The following is a 14,415-nucleotide window of genomic DNA, read 5'->3' on the forward strand; positions in this document are numbered from 1 at the left end:
CGGGCGTATAACTACTCCCATGACACAGGCCGTCCATATCCCGACCCTGCCGCGCAACTGCGCGGGCCTGCTGCGCGCCAACTTGCTGCACCTAATCCGCCTCTGAGCGTGCCCTTCGGCGCGCCCGCTCAGAGGGATGTGTTGCGCGCCAAGGATACCAGCAAAGAAAGAACCCAGGATGACAGATATGACGAAACAGGACCGTGTGCTGATTTTTGACACCACCTTGCGGGATGGCGAACAATCCCCCGGGGCGACGATGACCCATGCCGAGAAGCTTGAGATCGCGTCGCTCCTGGACGAGATGGGCGTCGACATCATCGAGGCCGGCTTTCCCATCGCCTCAGAGGGCGACTTCAAAGCGGTGTCCGAGATCGCGCGGCAGAGCCAGAATTCCGTGATCTGCGGCCTTGCCCGGGCGCAACTGGGCGATATCGACCGTTGCTGGGAAGCGGTGAAACACGCAGCCCAGCCGCGCATTCACACGTTCATCGGCACCTCGCCCCTGCACCGCGCCATTCCGAACCTCACCCAAGACGAGATGGCCGACCGCATCCATGAGACGGTGAGCCATGCCCGCAACCTTTGCGACAACGTGCAGTGGTCGCCGATGGATGCCACGCGGACCGAGCTTGACTACCTCTACCGGGTGGTGGAGATCGCCATCAAGGCGGGTGCCACCACGATCAACATCCCCGACACCGTGGGCTACACCGCCCCGCGCGAGAGTGCCGATCTGATCGCGAAGCTTCTGGAAAACGTGCCAGGTGCGGATGAGATCGTCTTTGCCACCCATTGCCACAACGACCTCGGCATGGCGACGGCCAACAGCCTCGCCGCCGTCGAGGCAGGCGCCCGGCAGATCGAATGCACCATCAACGGTCTGGGCGAACGGGCGGGCAATACCGCGCTGGAAGAGGTCGTCATGGCGCTCAAGGTGCGCAATGACATTATGCCTTACGAGACCCGGATCGACAGCCGCAAGATCATGAATATCTCGCGCCGTGTCGCCGCCGTCTCGGGCTTTGCCGTTCAGTTCAACAAGGCCATCGTCGGCAAGAACGCCTTCGCCCATGAAAGCGGCATCCATCAGGACGGCATGCTGAAGAACGCCGAGACTTTCGAGATCATGCGGCCCGAGGACGTGGGCCTCACTGAAACCAACATCGTCATGGGCAAGCATTCGGGCCGCGCCGCGCTGCGGTCCAAGCTCGAAGACCTCGGGTTTGAACTGGGCGACAACCAGCTCAAGGATGTCTTCGTGCGGTTCAAGGAACTGGCCGACCGCAAGAAGGAAATCTACGAAGACGACCTCATCGCGCTGATGCGCACCGCGACGGACCCCGAGGAAGACCGCATTCGCCTGAAATCGCTCAAGGTCGTTTGCGGCACCGATGGCCCGCAGACCGCCGACATGGTGCTTGAGATCGACGGTGCGGAGCAGACCACGAACCAGACCGGCGACGGCCCCGTCGATGCGGCGTTCAACTGCATCAAGGCGCTGGTGCCGCATTCCGCGCGGTTGCAGCTTTATCAGGTGCATGCGGTAACCGAAGGCACCGACGCGCAGGCGACGGTTTCCGTGCGGATGGAGGAAGAGGGCCGGATCGTGACCGGCCAGTCGGCGGATACCGATACCGTGGTGGCGAGCGTGCGAGCCTATATCCACGCGCTGAACCGCCTGTTGGTGCGGCGCGAGAAGGGCGGCACGGACAAGCGCGAGATTAATTATAAAGATGTGAGTTGAATTATAGGGCGGGGGCAACCCCGCCTTTTCACGTATACAGTATGGAAGTAGGGCATCGCCTGCCCGCGGGGTGGCGAACCGAACCTTAGTTCATACCACTTTATTGATCTGCCATGGCGCACCCTCAAAATGGCATACCCAGCCTCACTAAATCGCCTCCCCGTCCGGGCGGGCAGGCGATGCCCGGCGCCAGCGGCTTGATTCCGGGCTGGGGTGGCATTCGTCAACCTAGGGGCACCGCCTGCCCGCGGGTCGGCGATCCAACGCGACGTTAGGCCCACTTTATGGCTCAACCATGATGTGCGCTGGCAGGGTCGCACCCAGCCCCACCAAATCGCCTACCCGGTCGCACCAAAGGTGCGCCAGTGTATATCGGCACGCCTTTGGCGTGACGGGCGGGCAGGCGATGGCCCGGCGCCTGCGGCTTGATTCCGGGCCCGGTGGCAACTTCAATACGGATTCTTCGCCCCGCGATCGTCACTCAGCGACGCCTGCCCCCGCTCTACGATCTTCACCACTGCATCCGCGAGATGCTGCCGCTGGATATGATCATACCCCGCCGCCACGCGCAGTTTGTGGGCCTCCAGCATCACCTCTGCATGGCTCGACCCACGCGGCGGGATGAAAGTGTAGCAGGCCAGTTCGATCAACAGCCCCAACGGATCCTTGAAATAGATCGAATGCATGAAGCCGCGGTCCTTCACGCCGGAATGCCCGATGCCCCGCGCCTCCAACCGCGCGGGCACCTGATCGAACATCGCGCGGTCCACCTCGAAGGCCAGATGATGCACGCAGCCCGGGTCCATCGGCGTGCGGTTGTGCACCCGCTTGCGGTTCTCATTGGTGAAGATCGTAATCAGCCGACCATCGCCGGGATCGAAATACAAATGCCCCTCGTCCGGGTCATCCAGATTGGGCTGGTCAAAGATGAAAGGCATCCCCAACACCCCCTCCCAAAAGTCGATCGAGCTTTGCCGGTCCGCCCCGGTGAGGGTGATGTGATGCACCCCAAGTGTCTGTATCTTCTGCATGGTATCGTCGTCCTCCGCCTGTGCTGCGCCCTAAATATTCCGCTCTATGATAGCGCGGCGGCAATATCGCGCCACCTTTGCGGTCTTGCCCCTTTCACCCTGCCCCCGTGCGCCCTATAAGAGCCAATAGCCCGCGCGTGGACCCATGCAGGCGGGCTCGTCCGAATAGTTGCAAGGCTCCGCTACTCTATGTCCATCCTCGATCAATTCCGCGGCCTGTTCTCCTCTGATATGGCGATCGACCTCGGCACCGCGAACACGCTGGTTTACGTCAAGGGCAAGGGCATCGTGCTGAGCGAACCTTCGGTTGTGGCCTATCACGTCAAGGACGGCGTCAAGAAAGTGCTCGCCGTGGGTGAGGATGCGAAACTCATGCTGGGCCGCACCCCGGGCAGTATTGAGGCGATCCGCCCAATGCGCGAAGGTGTCATCGCGGATTTCGACACCGCCGAGGAGATGATCAAGCACTTCATCCGCAAGGTGCACAAGCGCTCGACCTTCTCGAAACCCAAGATCATCGTCTGCGTGCCGCATGGCGCCACCCCGGTTGAGAAACGCGCGATCCGCCAGTCGGTGCTGTCGGCAGGCGCGCGCCGCGCCGGCCTGATTGCAGAGCCTATCGCCGCGGCCATCGGCGCGGGGATGCCGATCACCGACCCCACAGGCAACATGGTCGTCGACATCGGCGGCGGCACGACCGAAGTCGCGGTGCTCTCGCTGGGCGACATCGTTTATGCCCGCTCGGTCCGCGTCGGCGGTGACCGGATGGACGAGGGCATCATCAGCTACCTGCGCCGCCAGCAGAACCTGCTGATCGGGGAGACGACTGCCGAGCGGGTCAAGACCTCTATCGGCACGGCGCGGATGCCCGACGACGGGCGCGGCACCTCGATGCAGATCCGTGGCCGCGACCTGTTGAACGGTGTTCCGAAAGAGATCGAAGTGACCCAAGCCCAGATCGCCGAGGCGCTGGCCGAGCCGGTGCAGCAGATCTGCGAAGCGGTGATGACCGCGCTGGAAACCACGCCGCCCGACCTTGCCGCCGACATCGTTGACCGCGGCGTGATGCTCACGGGCGGCGGCGCGCTTCTGGGCGACCTCGATCTGGCGCTGCGCGAGCAGACAGGCCTTGCGATCTCGGTCGCGGATGAGCCGCTCAACTGCGTGGCCCTCGGCACCGGCAAGGCGCTGGAATACGAGAAACAGCTGCGCCACGCGATCGACTACGACAGTTAACACTGGCAAGTTAGCCAGACCCGGCACGCGGCGAAGACGCCCCGCCTGACCGGGTGGGAGTTTCGGCACAGATGGCCAAGGACCGTTCCAGTTCCAGCGATTTCACCGGCCCGCTGCGGCGGCTGCTGCTGGTCGTGTTGGTGTTGGCGCTGACCGGCATATTCCTGCTTTGGCGCATCGACAGCCCCCGCGTTGAACGCTTTCGCGCGCAGGTCACCGACCGCTTCGTGCCGAACCTTGATTGGGCCATGGCCCCGGTCACCGGCACCATCAACCTGCTGCGCGACTTCCAAAGCTACCAGCGCCTGAGCGAACAGAACCGCGAGCTGCGCTCGGAACTGCGGCAGATGCAGGCGTGGAAAGAGGCGGCGCTTCAGCTTGAGCAAGAGAACGCCCGGCTTCTGGACCTCAACAACGTGCGGCTCGACCCGCGGCTGACCTTCATCACCGGCACGGTGCTGGCCGACAGCGGCTCGCCCTATCGCCAATCGGTGCTGCTGAACGTCGGCGCGCGCGACGGGCTGGTCGAGGGCTGGGCCACGATGGACGGCATCGGCCTTGTGGGCCGCATCGCAGGCGTGGGCAAGAACACCGCGCGGGTGATCCTGCTGACCGATGCCTCAAGCCGCATTCCCGCGACGATCCAGCCCTCTGGCCAGCGGGCCATCGTGGCGGGCGACAACAGCGCGGCTCCACCGCTCGACTTCATCGAGAACCGCGAGCTGGTCCGCCCCGGTGACCGGGTGATCAGTTCGGGCGATGGCGGGGTCTTCCCGGCGGGCATCCTGATTGGACAGGTCGCCGCCGATCCGGGCGGGCGGCTGCGCGTGCGGCTGGCGGCGGATTACGAGCGGTTGGAATTCCTGCGCGTCCTGCGCCATCACGGCAATGAAACCGTGCCGGACACCGCCCATGTCATCACCTCCGACGGCCCCTTGGCCGATCCGGCAGCGCCGGTCGGGGTGCAGCCATGACCGATCTGTCGCGCAGCCGCCTTTGGGTCATGCGCCTGAGCTTTGTCGCGCTGGCGCTGGTGATCCTGTTCTTCCACCTCCTCCCGCTTGAGACGACCCCGCGCGCTTGGGCCGGGCCGGACCTGCTGCTGGGCTTTGCCTGTGCTTGGGGGCTCCGACGGCCCGAATACGTGCCCTCGCTTTTTCTGGCGCTGGTCTTTCTGCTGGCGGACCTGTTGCTGCAACGCCCGCCCGGCCTTTGGGCGGTGCTGGCCCTGATCGGGGTCGAGAACCTCAAATCGCGGGGGCGGCACCTGCGGGATGCGAGCTTTGCCGCCGAATGGCTGACCGTGGCGGTGATCCTGACCATGGTGATCTTTGCCAACCGAATTCTGCTGAGCCTTGCGCTGGTGCCGACGCCTTCGCTGACGCTGAACCTCACGGAATTGGCACTGACGACGCTCGCTTATCCGCTGATCGTGGCGGTGACCCATGGTATCATGGGCGTGCGCAAGACCGCGCCGGGCGATCTGGATGCGCTTGGCAAACGGGTGTGATCGGGGAGCGATGAGATGAGACGAAGCCGCGCCGACAATGATGCAACCCACACGCGCCTGACGCGCCGCGCCGCCCTTTTGGGCGGGGCGCAGCTGCTGTTCATGGGCGGGCTGGCCGCGCGCATGCGCTATCTACAAGTCGATCAGGCCGACCAGTTCCGCCTGCTGGCCGAAGAGAACCGCATCAACATCCGCCTGATCCCCCCTGCCCGGGGTGAGATTTTCGACCGCAACGGCATACAGCTTGCCGATAACGTGCCCTCCTACCGGATCGTCATGGTCCGCGAGGATGCGGGCGACGTGGAAGCCGTGATGGAGCGGCTCGCCCAAGTCATCGAGATCGACGAGGAGACCCGCGAACGCGCCATGACCGAAATGTCGCGCTCTGCCCCCTTCCTGCCCGTCACCATCGTTGATGACGTGAGTTGGGAAGTCGTGAGCAAAGTCAGCGTCAACGCCCCCGCCCTGCCCGGCGTCACGCCCGAAGTGGGCCTGACCCGCGTCTACCCGCGCGGCGCGGATTTCGCGCATGTGGTGGGCCGCGTAGGCCGGGTGAGCCAAGCCGACCTCGACGCGCTGGAGAACCCCGATCAGGTGCTGCGCATCCCGCGTTTTCAAATCGGCAAAATCAACGTCGAAGCCCGCGCCGAGAACCTGCTGCGCGGTGCTGCGGGCACCAAACATGTGGAGGTGAACGCCACGGGCCGCGTAATGCGCGAGTTGGAGCGGCGCGAGGGGCAGGCCGGGGCCGATCTGCAACTGACCGTGGACGCCAATCTGCAACGCTATGTGCAGGCCCGTCTGGGCGAGGAAAGCGCCGCCGTGGTCATCATCGACTGCGAGAATGGCGATCTGGCCGCGCTTGCATCCTCGCCCAGCTACGACCCGAACCTCTTTATCGGCGGCATCTCTTCGGCGGATTACAACCCGCTGCTCAATTCCAAATACCGCCCGCTGGTGAACAAACCCATACAGGGCACCTACCCGCCCGGCTCGACCTTCAAAATGATCGTGGCGCTTGCCGCCATCGAAGAGGGCATCGTCACCCCCGATGAGACGGTCTATTGCCCCGGCCATCTGGAAGTCGCAGGGCGGCGGTTCCACTGCTGGAAACGCGCGGGCCACGGCTGGGTCGATCTGCAACATTCGCTGAAACAATCCTGCGACGTCTATTACTACGATCTGGCCGTAAAAGTCGGGATCGAAAAGATCACCGCCATGGCGAACCGCTTTGGCCTTGGGATCAAACATGATCTGGCGCTGTCGTCGGTCGCGGGCGGGCTGGCGCCCACGAAGCAGTGGAAACGTTCGGCCCGGGGTGAGGATTGGGTCGTGGGTGACACGGTCAATGCCTCTATCGGGCAGGGTTTCACCCTCTCCTCCCCGCTGCAACTGGCGGTGATGAGCGCGCGGATCGCCACCGGCCGCGCGGTGACACCGCGGCTGATCAAATCCATCGACGGGGTGGAGCAACCCAGCGGCGCGGGCGAACCGATGGGGCTGAACGAAAACAACCTACGCCAATTGCGCAAGGCGATGTACGACGTGGTGAACGACCGCCGCGGCACCGGCTACCGCAGCCGCATCATCGACGACACGATGCGCATGGCGGGCAAGACCGGCACCAGTCAGGTGCGCAACATCACCGCCGCCGAACGCGCCCGCGGCGTGACCAGCAACGCCGACCTGCCGTGGGAACGCCGCGACCACGCGCTCTTTGTCTGCTTTGCGCCCTATGACAAACCGAAATACGCAGCCTGCGTGCTGGTGGAACACGGCGGCGGCGGGTCGACAGCCGCGGCCCCGATTGCGCGCGACGTGATGTTGCAGGCCATGGCGGGCGGCGAGCCGCCGCTCGAAGCCTACCCCAAGTCCGACCGGGGCCGCATCGCCACCCAGCAAGAGGAACTGCGCAACACCACGCCCGAGACCACCGCCAATCTGGAGGGGGAGGATCAGGCATGAGCTATCTGGAGCATACGGTCAAATCCGTCCCCACAGGGCTGCGCAAGATCCTCTTTATGAACTGGCCGCTGGCGATCCTGCTGACCAGTGTCGCGGGCGTCGGCTTTCTGATGCTCTATTCGGTCGCGGGCGGGTCATTCTCCCCTTGGGCCGAACCGCAGATGAAGCGTTTCGCCATGGGCATGGCGATCATGTTCACCGTGGCGATGGTACCGATCTGGCTTTGGCGCAACCTGTCGGGCGTGGCCTATGGGGCGACCTTGGTGCTGCTGGTCGCGGTCGAACTCTTCGGCTCTGTCGGCATGGGCGCGCAGCGGTGGATCGACATCGGCTTCATGCGGCTGCAACCGTCGGAACTGATGAAGATCACGCTGGTCCTGTTTCTGGCCGCCTATTACGACTGGCTGCCGGTCAAGAAGGTGTCCCGCCCCTTCTGGGTGCTGGTGCCCATCCTGATCATCGTGATCCCCACCGCGCTGGTGCTGAAACAGCCCGACCTTGGCACCTCGATCCTGCTGCTGACTGCCGGGGGCGGGCTGATGTTCCTCGCGGGCGTGCACTGGGCCTATTTCGCCGCCGTCATCACCGCCGCCATCGGACTGGTCACCGCCGTTTTCCAATCGCGCGGGACACCGTGGCAATTGCTGAAAGACTACCAATACCGCCGCATCGACACCTTCCTCGACCCCAGCCAAGACCCGCTTGGCGCGGGCTATCACATCACCCAGTCCAAGATCGCGCTGGGCTCGGGCGGCTGGTCGGGGCGCGGCTATATGCAAGGCACCCAATCGCGGCTGAACTTCCTGCCCGAGAAACACACCGACTTCATCTTCACCACATTGGCCGAAGAGTTCGGCTTCGTCGGCGGCGTCTCCCTTCTGGGGCTTTACGCGCTGATCATCCTGTTCTGCGTGGCCTCGGCGGTGAAGAACAAGGACCGCTTCTCAAGCCTGCTGACCCTTGGCATCGCGCTGAACTTCTTTCTCTTTTTCGCCGTTAACATGTCGATGGTCATGGGGCTGGCCCCCGTGGTCGGCGTGCCCCTGCCGATGGTGAGCTATGGCGGCTCGGCCATGCTGGTGCTGCTGCTGGCCTTCGGCTTGGTGCAATCGGCGCATGTTCATAGACCGAGGTAATTCATGACGATCAACATTCTCTTCGCCGCCAAAGCCGAACGCTGGGACGGCTACGAAAAGCCTTTGAACGAGGCCTTGCGCAAAGCACTGCCGGGGCAGGAATTCACGCTGGCCACCGATCTGCCGCCCGAGGAGGTCGACTATATCGTCTACGCCCCCAACAGCGATTTGCAGGATTTCACCCCCTACACCCGTGCCAAGGCGGTGCTGAACCTCTGGGCCGGGGTGGAGGCGATCACCGGCAACGAAACCTTGAAGATCCCGCTGGCGCGGATGGTCGATTTCGGCCTGACCCACGGCATGGTCGAATGGTGTACCGGTCATGTGCTGCGCCATCATCTGGGGATGGATACCGACATCCTGCGCAGGGATGCCAAATGGGAGCCGCGCACCCCGCCCTTGGCGCGCGAGCGCAGCGTGGCGGTGCTGGGCATCGGTGCGCTCGGCCAAGCGGTGGCCGAGGCGCTGGTGGGACTGGGCTTTGACGTGACCGGCTGGTCACGCAGCGAAAAGCAGATCGAGGGCGTTCGCTGCCTGCACGGCGAAGAAGGTCTTTCAGAGGCGCTCAGGCGTGCCGAGATCGCCGTGCTCCTGATGCCCGACACACCTGCCACGCAGAATGTGCTGAATGCCAAGACGCTGGCGCAAATGCCCGAGGGTGCCTTTATCATCAACCCCGGTCGCGGGCCGCTGATCGACGACGAGGCCCTACTGGCAGCGCTCGACAGCGGGCAGATCGCCCATGCCACGCTGGATGTCTTCCGGGTGGAGCCGCTGCCCGAGGATCACCCCTATTGGGCGCATCCGAAGGTCACCGTGACCCCGCATATCGCGGCAGCCACGCGCAACAACACGGCCTCGGAAGTCATCGCGGACAACATCCGCCGCAGCGAGGCCGGGGAGCCTCTGCTGCATCTGGTAGACCGCGACCGGGGGTATTGACCCCGGTCGCGGCAAGGCTCAGGCGGCCAGCCCGCGCCCCTTGAGCAGCGCCTCGACCCCCGGCAGACGCCCCCGGAAGGCAATGTAAAGCTCCGCCGGATCGCGGCTACCGCCGGTCGAGAGGATGTGTTCCTCCAACGCCTCGGCGCGTTCGGCGTCGAAAGCCCCGCCCGCTTCCTCGAAGGCGGCAAAGGCGTCGGCGTCCATCACCTCGGACCACATGTAGCTGTAATAGGCGCTGGAATAGCCATCGCCTGAAAACACATGCGCGAACTGCGGGGTGGCGTGGCGCATGCGGATCGCCTGCGGCATGCCGATGCTGCTGAGCACCTCGGCCTGTCTCGCCATCGGATCGGCAGGTGGTTCGCCGTCGTGGAACTCCAGATCGACAAGGGCGGAGGCGATATATTCCACCGTCTGAAAGCCCATGTCGAAGGTCGCGGCGGCCAGCACCTTGTCGAGCATCTCAGGCGGCATGGCCTCGCCCGTCCGCGCATGGGTCGCGAATTTCTGCAGCACCTCGGGCTGGTCCAACCAGTGCTCAAAAAGCTGGCTCGGCAACTCCACGAAGTCGCGCGCCACCGAGGTGCCGCTGACGCTTTCATAGGTCACGTCCGAGAGCATCTGGTGCAGCGCATGGCCGAACTCGTGAAACAGCGTGCGGGCGTCGTCGTAGGACAGTAGCGCCGGATCGCCCTTGGCGAAATTGCAGACGTTGATCACCACGGGCGCCTGTTCGCGCGGGAACTTCGCCTGCGCGCGCATCGCCGCGCACCACGCGCCCGACCGTTTCGAGCCGCGCGCGAAATAATCACCGATGAAGACCGCCACATGCTGGCCGTCCCGCGTCACTTCCCACGCCCGGCAGTCGGGGTGGTAGAGCGGCACGTCGAGGGCTGCGAACTCCAGCCCAAACAACCGGTTGGCGCAGTCGAAGGCCGCGTCGATCATCCGGTCGAGCTGGAAATAGGGTTTCAGCGCCGCCTCATCGAGATCATGCTCCGCCGCGCGCCGCTTCTCGGCGTAGTAGCGCCAGTCCCAAGGCTCCAGCGCCCCGTTCACGCCGTCCTCGCGCATCAGCGCGGTCAGCACCTCGGCATCGGCGTCGGCCTGCGCCTTGGCCGGTTTCCAGACCGACATCAGCAGGTCGCGCACGGCGGCGGGCGTCTTGGCCATCTCGGTTTCGAGCTTGTAGGCGGCGAAGTTGTCGTAGCCCAGAAGCGCCGCGCGCTCCTTGCGCAGGGCCAGCGTCTCGGCCGCGATCTCTCGGTTGTCGGTTTCGCCGCCGTTCGCACCGCGGGCTTCCCACGCGCGGAACGCTTTCTCGCGCAGGTCGCGGCGGTCCGAGAATTGCAGGAAGGGCGTGATGAGCGAGCGCGACAGCGTGACCACCGGGCCTTGCGTGCCCTTTTCTTCGCCTGCAGCCCGGGCGGCATCGATCACGAAATCCGGCAGGCCGGTCAGATCGTCCTCGGACAGCGGCATGAACCAGTCGCGCTCATCCGCCAGCAGGTTCTGGGTAAACTGCGTGCCCAGCACAGCCAGCCGCGCCTTGATCTCTTTCATGCGCTCGGCCTCCGACCCCGTCAGCGCGGCGCCTGAGCGGACGAAGCCACGGTGCGTCAGCATCAGCACGCGGGCCTGTTCCTCGCTGAGGTCGAGACTGTCGCGCGCCTCCCAAACGGCATTGATGCGGGCGAAGAGTTTCTCGTTGCCCGAGATCGCCGACTGATGCGCGGCGAGCTTGGGCGAGAAGTCGCGCTGCAACGCCTCGCGCGCCGGGTTGCTGTCTGCGCCTGCCACGGTGAAGAAGGCGCTTAGAACCTTGTCGAGCGCCGCGCCGGAGGCTTCCAGCGCCTCGATGGTATTGGCGAAGCTGGGGGCTTCGGGGTTCTCGGCAATGGCGTCGATCTCGGCCCGGTGGGCGGCGAGCGCCTCCTCCAAAGCGGGGGCGAAATCATCGTCGGAAATGCGGTCAAAGGGGGCGATGCCGAAGGGAGTCTCCCATTCGGTCAGAAGCGGGTTAGTCATGCAGGTCTCCTTTGCGCCCAAGATGGGGCGCGCCGGGGTGACTTGCAATCACCCGCCGCAGGTTTCGCAGCCCGCGCGGCGTTTGAGGCCGATCTTGCGGGTCTCGCCATAAAGCCCGTCGTAGATCATCATCTCGCCGCGCAGCACGCTGCCCGCCCCGGTGATGAGCTTCACCGCCTCCAGCGCCATCATCGTGCCGATCACACCCGGAAGCGGCCCGATCACCCCGGCCTCGGCGCAGGAAGGGGCGAGGCCCGCCGCCGGCGCTTCGGGGAAGATACAGCGATAACAAGGCGCGCCGCGGGCGGGATCGAAGACGCTGAGCTGCCCCTCCCATTGGCTGAGCGCCCCCGAGATGAGCGGCGTGCCCGACGCAACGCAGGCGGCATTGACCCGGTAGCGGGTATCGAAATTGTCGGTCCCGTCGAGCACGAGGTCATAGTCGGCCACCAGATCCTCGGCGATCTCGTCGGTCAGACGGCGATGGTAGGGGCGCACGGTGACGTGGGGGTTCTGGGCCAGCATCTCGGCCTGCGCGGAAAAGACCTTGGGCGTGCCGATGGCTTCGTCCTTGTGGATCACCTGCCGTTGCAGGTTCGCGTTTTCGACCGCGTCGTCGTCGATCACCCCGATGGTACCGACGCCCGCAGCGGCGAGGTACTGCAGCACCGGCGCGCCGAGACCGCCCGCGCCGATCACCAGCACCTTCGCGTTCTTCAGCGCCTTCTGCCCGGGGCCGCCGACCTCACGCAGCACGATGTGCCGGGCGTAGCGGTTCAACTCACTCTCCGAAAAACGGCCCGAGGCGGGGGCTTCGGTCGGCGCGTCCGGCGTGGCGCGCGCGCGCAGGGTCGCCAGCCCCTGCCGGTAGAGCAGCACCAGCACGACGAAACCGCCCAAGAGCAGCCAAGGCGCGGCACTGCCGCCGGTGGAAAGCCGCAGCGGATGGGTGGCCGGAAACAGCAGATGCAGCGCGACCAGCGCCAGATACATCAGCCCGATCAGCCCCGCGCGCAGCCCGCGAGGCAGGCCAAGGAAGCCGCCGCCAAACCAAAGCGCCGCCGCGATAATCAAAACAGCCAGCATCACTGCGCCCCCGTCGAGCCAAACCCGCCCGCGCCGCGCGCGGTCTCATCGAGGCGCGCGGCCAGTTCGAAGCCCGCCTGCACCACCGGAGCCACAACCATCTGCGCGATGCGCATACCATGTTCGACGGTAAAGGCCTCCGCCCCCATGTTACCCATGATCACCCCCACCACGCCGCGATAATCGCTGTCGATGGTGCCGGGGCTGTTGATCAGGGTGATGCCATGCTTCAGCGCGAGACCCGAGCGCGGGCGGATCTGCACTTCGAACCCCTGCGGGATCGCCATGTGCAACCCGGTGGAGATCAGCGCCCGCGCGCCGGGGGCCAAGGTGACCGCGCCGCCGGGCAGATTGGCCCGCAGATCCGCCCCCGCCGCCCCGGCGCTTTCATAGGCGGGCAGTGGCAGGCTGCGGTCCACGCCCTCGGCCCAGCAGAGTTTGATCGTGGTCATAGCGCCCCCTCAGGCAAGTGCTGCGGCGATACGTTCGGCCAGACGGGCGGCCACGGCATCCTTGCCCATGCGCGGCCAATCCTCGGCCCCGGCCTCGGTGATCAGCGTCACGGCATTCTCGCGCCCGCCCATGATGCCGGTGGCGGGGGAGACGTCATTGGCGACGATCCAGTCACAGCCCTTGCGCACGCGTTTCGCGGTGGCATGGGCCAGCACGTCGTCGGTCTCGGCGGCGAAGCCCACGACGAGCGGCGGGCGGCCTTCGCCACGCTGGCTGACGGTTTTCAGGATGTCGGGGTTTTCCGCGAAAGACAGGCTGGGCAGCCCGTCTTTAGATTTCTTCAGCTTACGGTCCCCTGCCCCCTGCACATGCCAATCGGCCACCGCGGCGGCAAAGACGGCGGCATCGGCGGGCAGTGCGGCCTCTACCGCCTGCATCATCTCTTGCGCCGTTTGCACGGGCACGACCTCGACGCCCTCGGGCGAGGCGACTTCGGCGGGACCGGTGACAAAGACGACTTCGGCCCCCAGAACCGCCAGCGCCCGCGCGATGGCCGTGCCCTGCGCCCCGGAAGAGCGGTTGGCGATATAGCGCACCGGGTCGATCGGCTCATGGGTGGGGCCAGAGGTGACGAGGATGCGCTTGCCCGCGAGCGGCCCCTGCCCCAGCCGCGCCTCTACCGCCGCGACAATCTCAAGCGGTTCGGCCATCCGCCCCGGCCCGTATTCGCCGCAGGCCATGTCACCGTCATTCGGCCCGACCATGGCGATGCCATCGCCGCGCAGAGTAGCGATGTTGCGCTGCGTCGCGGGGTGCTGCCACATCCGCACGTTCATCGCAGGTGCCAGCAGCACCGGCGTATCGGTGGCCAAAAGCAAGGTCGATGCCAGATCATTCGCCGCCCCCTGCGCCATCTTGGCCATCAGGTCTGCCGTGGCGGGGGCAACCACCAAAAGGTCCGCCGCGCGGCTGAGCTGGATATGCCCCATCTCGGCCTCATCACCGAGGTCGAAAAGATCGCGAAAGACCTTCACCCCGGTCAGGGCAGATACGGAAAGCGGGGTGACAAACTCTTCGCCCGCGCGGGTCAGCACCGGTGTCACCTTGGCCCCACGCTCGCGCAGACGCCGGATCAGATCGAGGGATTTATAGGCGGCAATGCCGCCGCCGATGATCAGCAGAATATGTTTGCCCGACAGCATAAAGGCCCCCCGTTTGCATTAGGGAGACCTTAATCCGGGGCGGCGAAATCTGCCAGCCCCGGCGGGCATCGCGATG

At 65.3% G+C, this 14,415-nt stretch carries 12 protein-coding genes; 7 read left to right on the plus strand and 5 right to left on the minus strand.

Annotated elements, in window-relative coordinates:
- Positions 1-178 precede the first annotated feature (178 nt).
- The gene (locus ACGYLA_RS09160; protein ID WP_394432023.1) at positions 179-1,747 is read left to right on the plus strand and encodes a 2-isopropylmalate synthase; all 1,569 of its coding nucleotides are present in this window, start codon (positions 179-181) and stop codon (positions 1,745-1,747) included.
- A gap of 449 nt (positions 1,748-2,196) precedes the next feature.
- Here ACGYLA_RS09160 and ACGYLA_RS09165 read toward each other — a convergent pair whose 3' ends face one another.
- Positions 2,197-2,778 (minus strand): VOC family protein, encoded by a 582-nt coding sequence (locus ACGYLA_RS09165; protein ID WP_394432025.1) that lies wholly within the window; start codon positions 2,776-2,778, stop codon positions 2,197-2,199.
- Positions 2,779-2,967: 189 nt separating this feature from the next.
- Here ACGYLA_RS09165 and ACGYLA_RS09170 point away from each other — a divergent pair, with 189 nt between their 5' ends.
- From ACGYLA_RS09170 to ACGYLA_RS09195, 6 genes are all read left to right on the plus strand, one after another.
- Entirely contained in the window at positions 2,968-4,014 is a 1,047-nt protein-coding gene (locus ACGYLA_RS09170) for a rod shape-determining protein (protein WP_040700660.1), read from the plus strand.
- 71 nt (positions 4,015-4,085) lie between these two features.
- Positions 4,086-4,988 (plus strand): rod shape-determining protein MreC, encoded by a 903-nt coding sequence (gene mreC / locus ACGYLA_RS09175; RefSeq protein ID WP_067265288.1) that lies wholly within the window; start codon positions 4,086-4,088, stop codon positions 4,986-4,988.
- Entirely contained in the window at positions 4,985-5,524 is a 540-nt protein-coding gene (locus tag ACGYLA_RS09180; protein ID WP_067265291.1) for a rod shape-determining protein MreD, read from the plus strand. The genes mreC and ACGYLA_RS09180 overlap by 4 nt, the downstream gene beginning before the upstream one ends.
- Before the next feature lie 15 nt (positions 5,525-5,539).
- A complete protein-coding gene (gene mrdA, locus ACGYLA_RS09185; protein ID WP_067265293.1) occupies positions 5,540-7,489 on the plus strand; it encodes a penicillin-binding protein 2 in 1,950 nt (649 codons plus the stop codon).
- Positions 7,486-8,625, plus strand: coding sequence for a rod shape-determining protein RodA (gene rodA, locus ACGYLA_RS09190; protein ID WP_067265296.1), 1,140 nt, complete (start codon positions 7,486-7,488; stop codon positions 8,623-8,625). The genes mrdA and rodA overlap by 4 nt, the downstream gene beginning before the upstream one ends.
- Positions 8,626-8,628: 3 nt before the next feature.
- Positions 8,629-9,567: a 2-hydroxyacid dehydrogenase gene (locus ACGYLA_RS09195; RefSeq protein ID WP_394432027.1), complete on the plus strand. Its 939-nt coding sequence runs from the start codon at positions 8,629-8,631 to the stop codon at positions 9,565-9,567.
- Positions 9,568-9,585: 18 nt separating this feature from the next.
- Here the strand turns inward: ACGYLA_RS09195 and ACGYLA_RS09200 are convergent, their stop codons facing one another.
- Genes ACGYLA_RS09200 through coaBC form a run of 4 tightly spaced genes read right to left on the minus strand, consistent with a single transcriptional unit; the run spans position 9,586 to position 14,339 of the window.
- Complete coding sequence (locus tag ACGYLA_RS09200; RefSeq protein ID WP_394432029.1) at positions 9,586-11,598, minus strand: M3 family metallopeptidase; 2,013 nt, start codon at positions 11,596-11,598, stop codon at positions 9,586-9,588.
- A gap of 48 nt (positions 11,599-11,646) precedes the next feature.
- The gene (locus ACGYLA_RS09205; RefSeq protein ID WP_394432031.1) at positions 11,647-12,684 is read right to left on the minus strand and encodes a HesA/MoeB/ThiF family protein; all 1,038 of its coding nucleotides are present in this window, start codon (positions 12,682-12,684) and stop codon (positions 11,647-11,649) included.
- Positions 12,684-13,136 carry a dUTP diphosphatase gene (gene dut, locus ACGYLA_RS09210; RefSeq protein ID WP_394432034.1) on the minus strand — a complete coding sequence of 151 codons (453 nt, stop codon included), beginning with the start codon at positions 13,134-13,136 and terminating at the stop codon, positions 12,684-12,686. Before dut ends, ACGYLA_RS09205 begins: the two co-directional genes overlap by 1 nt.
- Positions 13,137-13,145: 9 nt before the next feature.
- The gene (gene coaBC, locus ACGYLA_RS09215) at positions 13,146-14,339 is read right to left on the minus strand and encodes a bifunctional phosphopantothenoylcysteine decarboxylase/phosphopantothenate--cysteine ligase CoaBC (RefSeq protein WP_394432036.1); all 1,194 of its coding nucleotides are present in this window, start codon (positions 14,337-14,339) and stop codon (positions 13,146-13,148) included.
- Between the last annotated feature and the right edge of the window lie 76 nt (positions 14,340-14,415).

This window comes from Sulfitobacter sp. 1A13679 (assembly GCF_043557115.1).
GTDB lineage: Bacteria > Pseudomonadota > Alphaproteobacteria > Rhodobacterales > Rhodobacteraceae > Sulfitobacter > Sulfitobacter faviae.

Bases quoted from the DNA above. Each gene is read 5' to 3' on its own strand.
- ACGYLA_RS09160 (WP_394432023.1), top strand. From the start codon at position 179: ATGACAGATATGACGAAACAGGACCGTGTGCTGATTTTTGACACCACC.
- ACGYLA_RS09165 (WP_394432025.1), bottom strand. From the start codon at position 2,778: ATGCAGAAGATACAGACACTTGGGGTGCATCACATCACCCTCACCGGG.
- ACGYLA_RS09170 (WP_040700660.1), top strand. From the start codon at position 2,968: ATGTCCATCCTCGATCAATTCCGCGGCCTGTTCTCCTCTGATATGGCG.
- mreC (WP_067265288.1), top strand. From the start codon at position 4,086: ATGGCCAAGGACCGTTCCAGTTCCAGCGATTTCACCGGCCCGCTGCGG.
- ACGYLA_RS09180 (WP_067265291.1), top strand. From the start codon at position 4,985: ATGACCGATCTGTCGCGCAGCCGCCTTTGGGTCATGCGCCTGAGCTTT.
- mrdA (WP_067265293.1), top strand. From the start codon at position 5,540: ATGAGACGAAGCCGCGCCGACAATGATGCAACCCACACGCGCCTGACG.
- rodA (WP_067265296.1), top strand. From the start codon at position 7,486: ATGAGCTATCTGGAGCATACGGTCAAATCCGTCCCCACAGGGCTGCGC.
- ACGYLA_RS09195 (WP_394432027.1), top strand. From the start codon at position 8,629: ATGACGATCAACATTCTCTTCGCCGCCAAAGCCGAACGCTGGGACGGC.
- ACGYLA_RS09200 (WP_394432029.1), bottom strand. From the start codon at position 11,598: ATGACTAACCCGCTTCTGACCGAATGGGAGACTCCCTTCGGCATCGCC.
- ACGYLA_RS09205 (WP_394432031.1), bottom strand. From the start codon at position 12,684: ATGCTGGCTGTTTTGATTATCGCGGCGGCGCTTTGGTTTGGCGGCGGC.
- dut (WP_394432034.1), bottom strand. From the start codon at position 13,136: ATGACCACGATCAAACTCTGCTGGGCCGAGGGCGTGGACCGCAGCCTG.
- coaBC (WP_394432036.1), bottom strand. From the start codon at position 14,339: ATGCTGTCGGGCAAACATATTCTGCTGATCATCGGCGGCGGCATTGCC.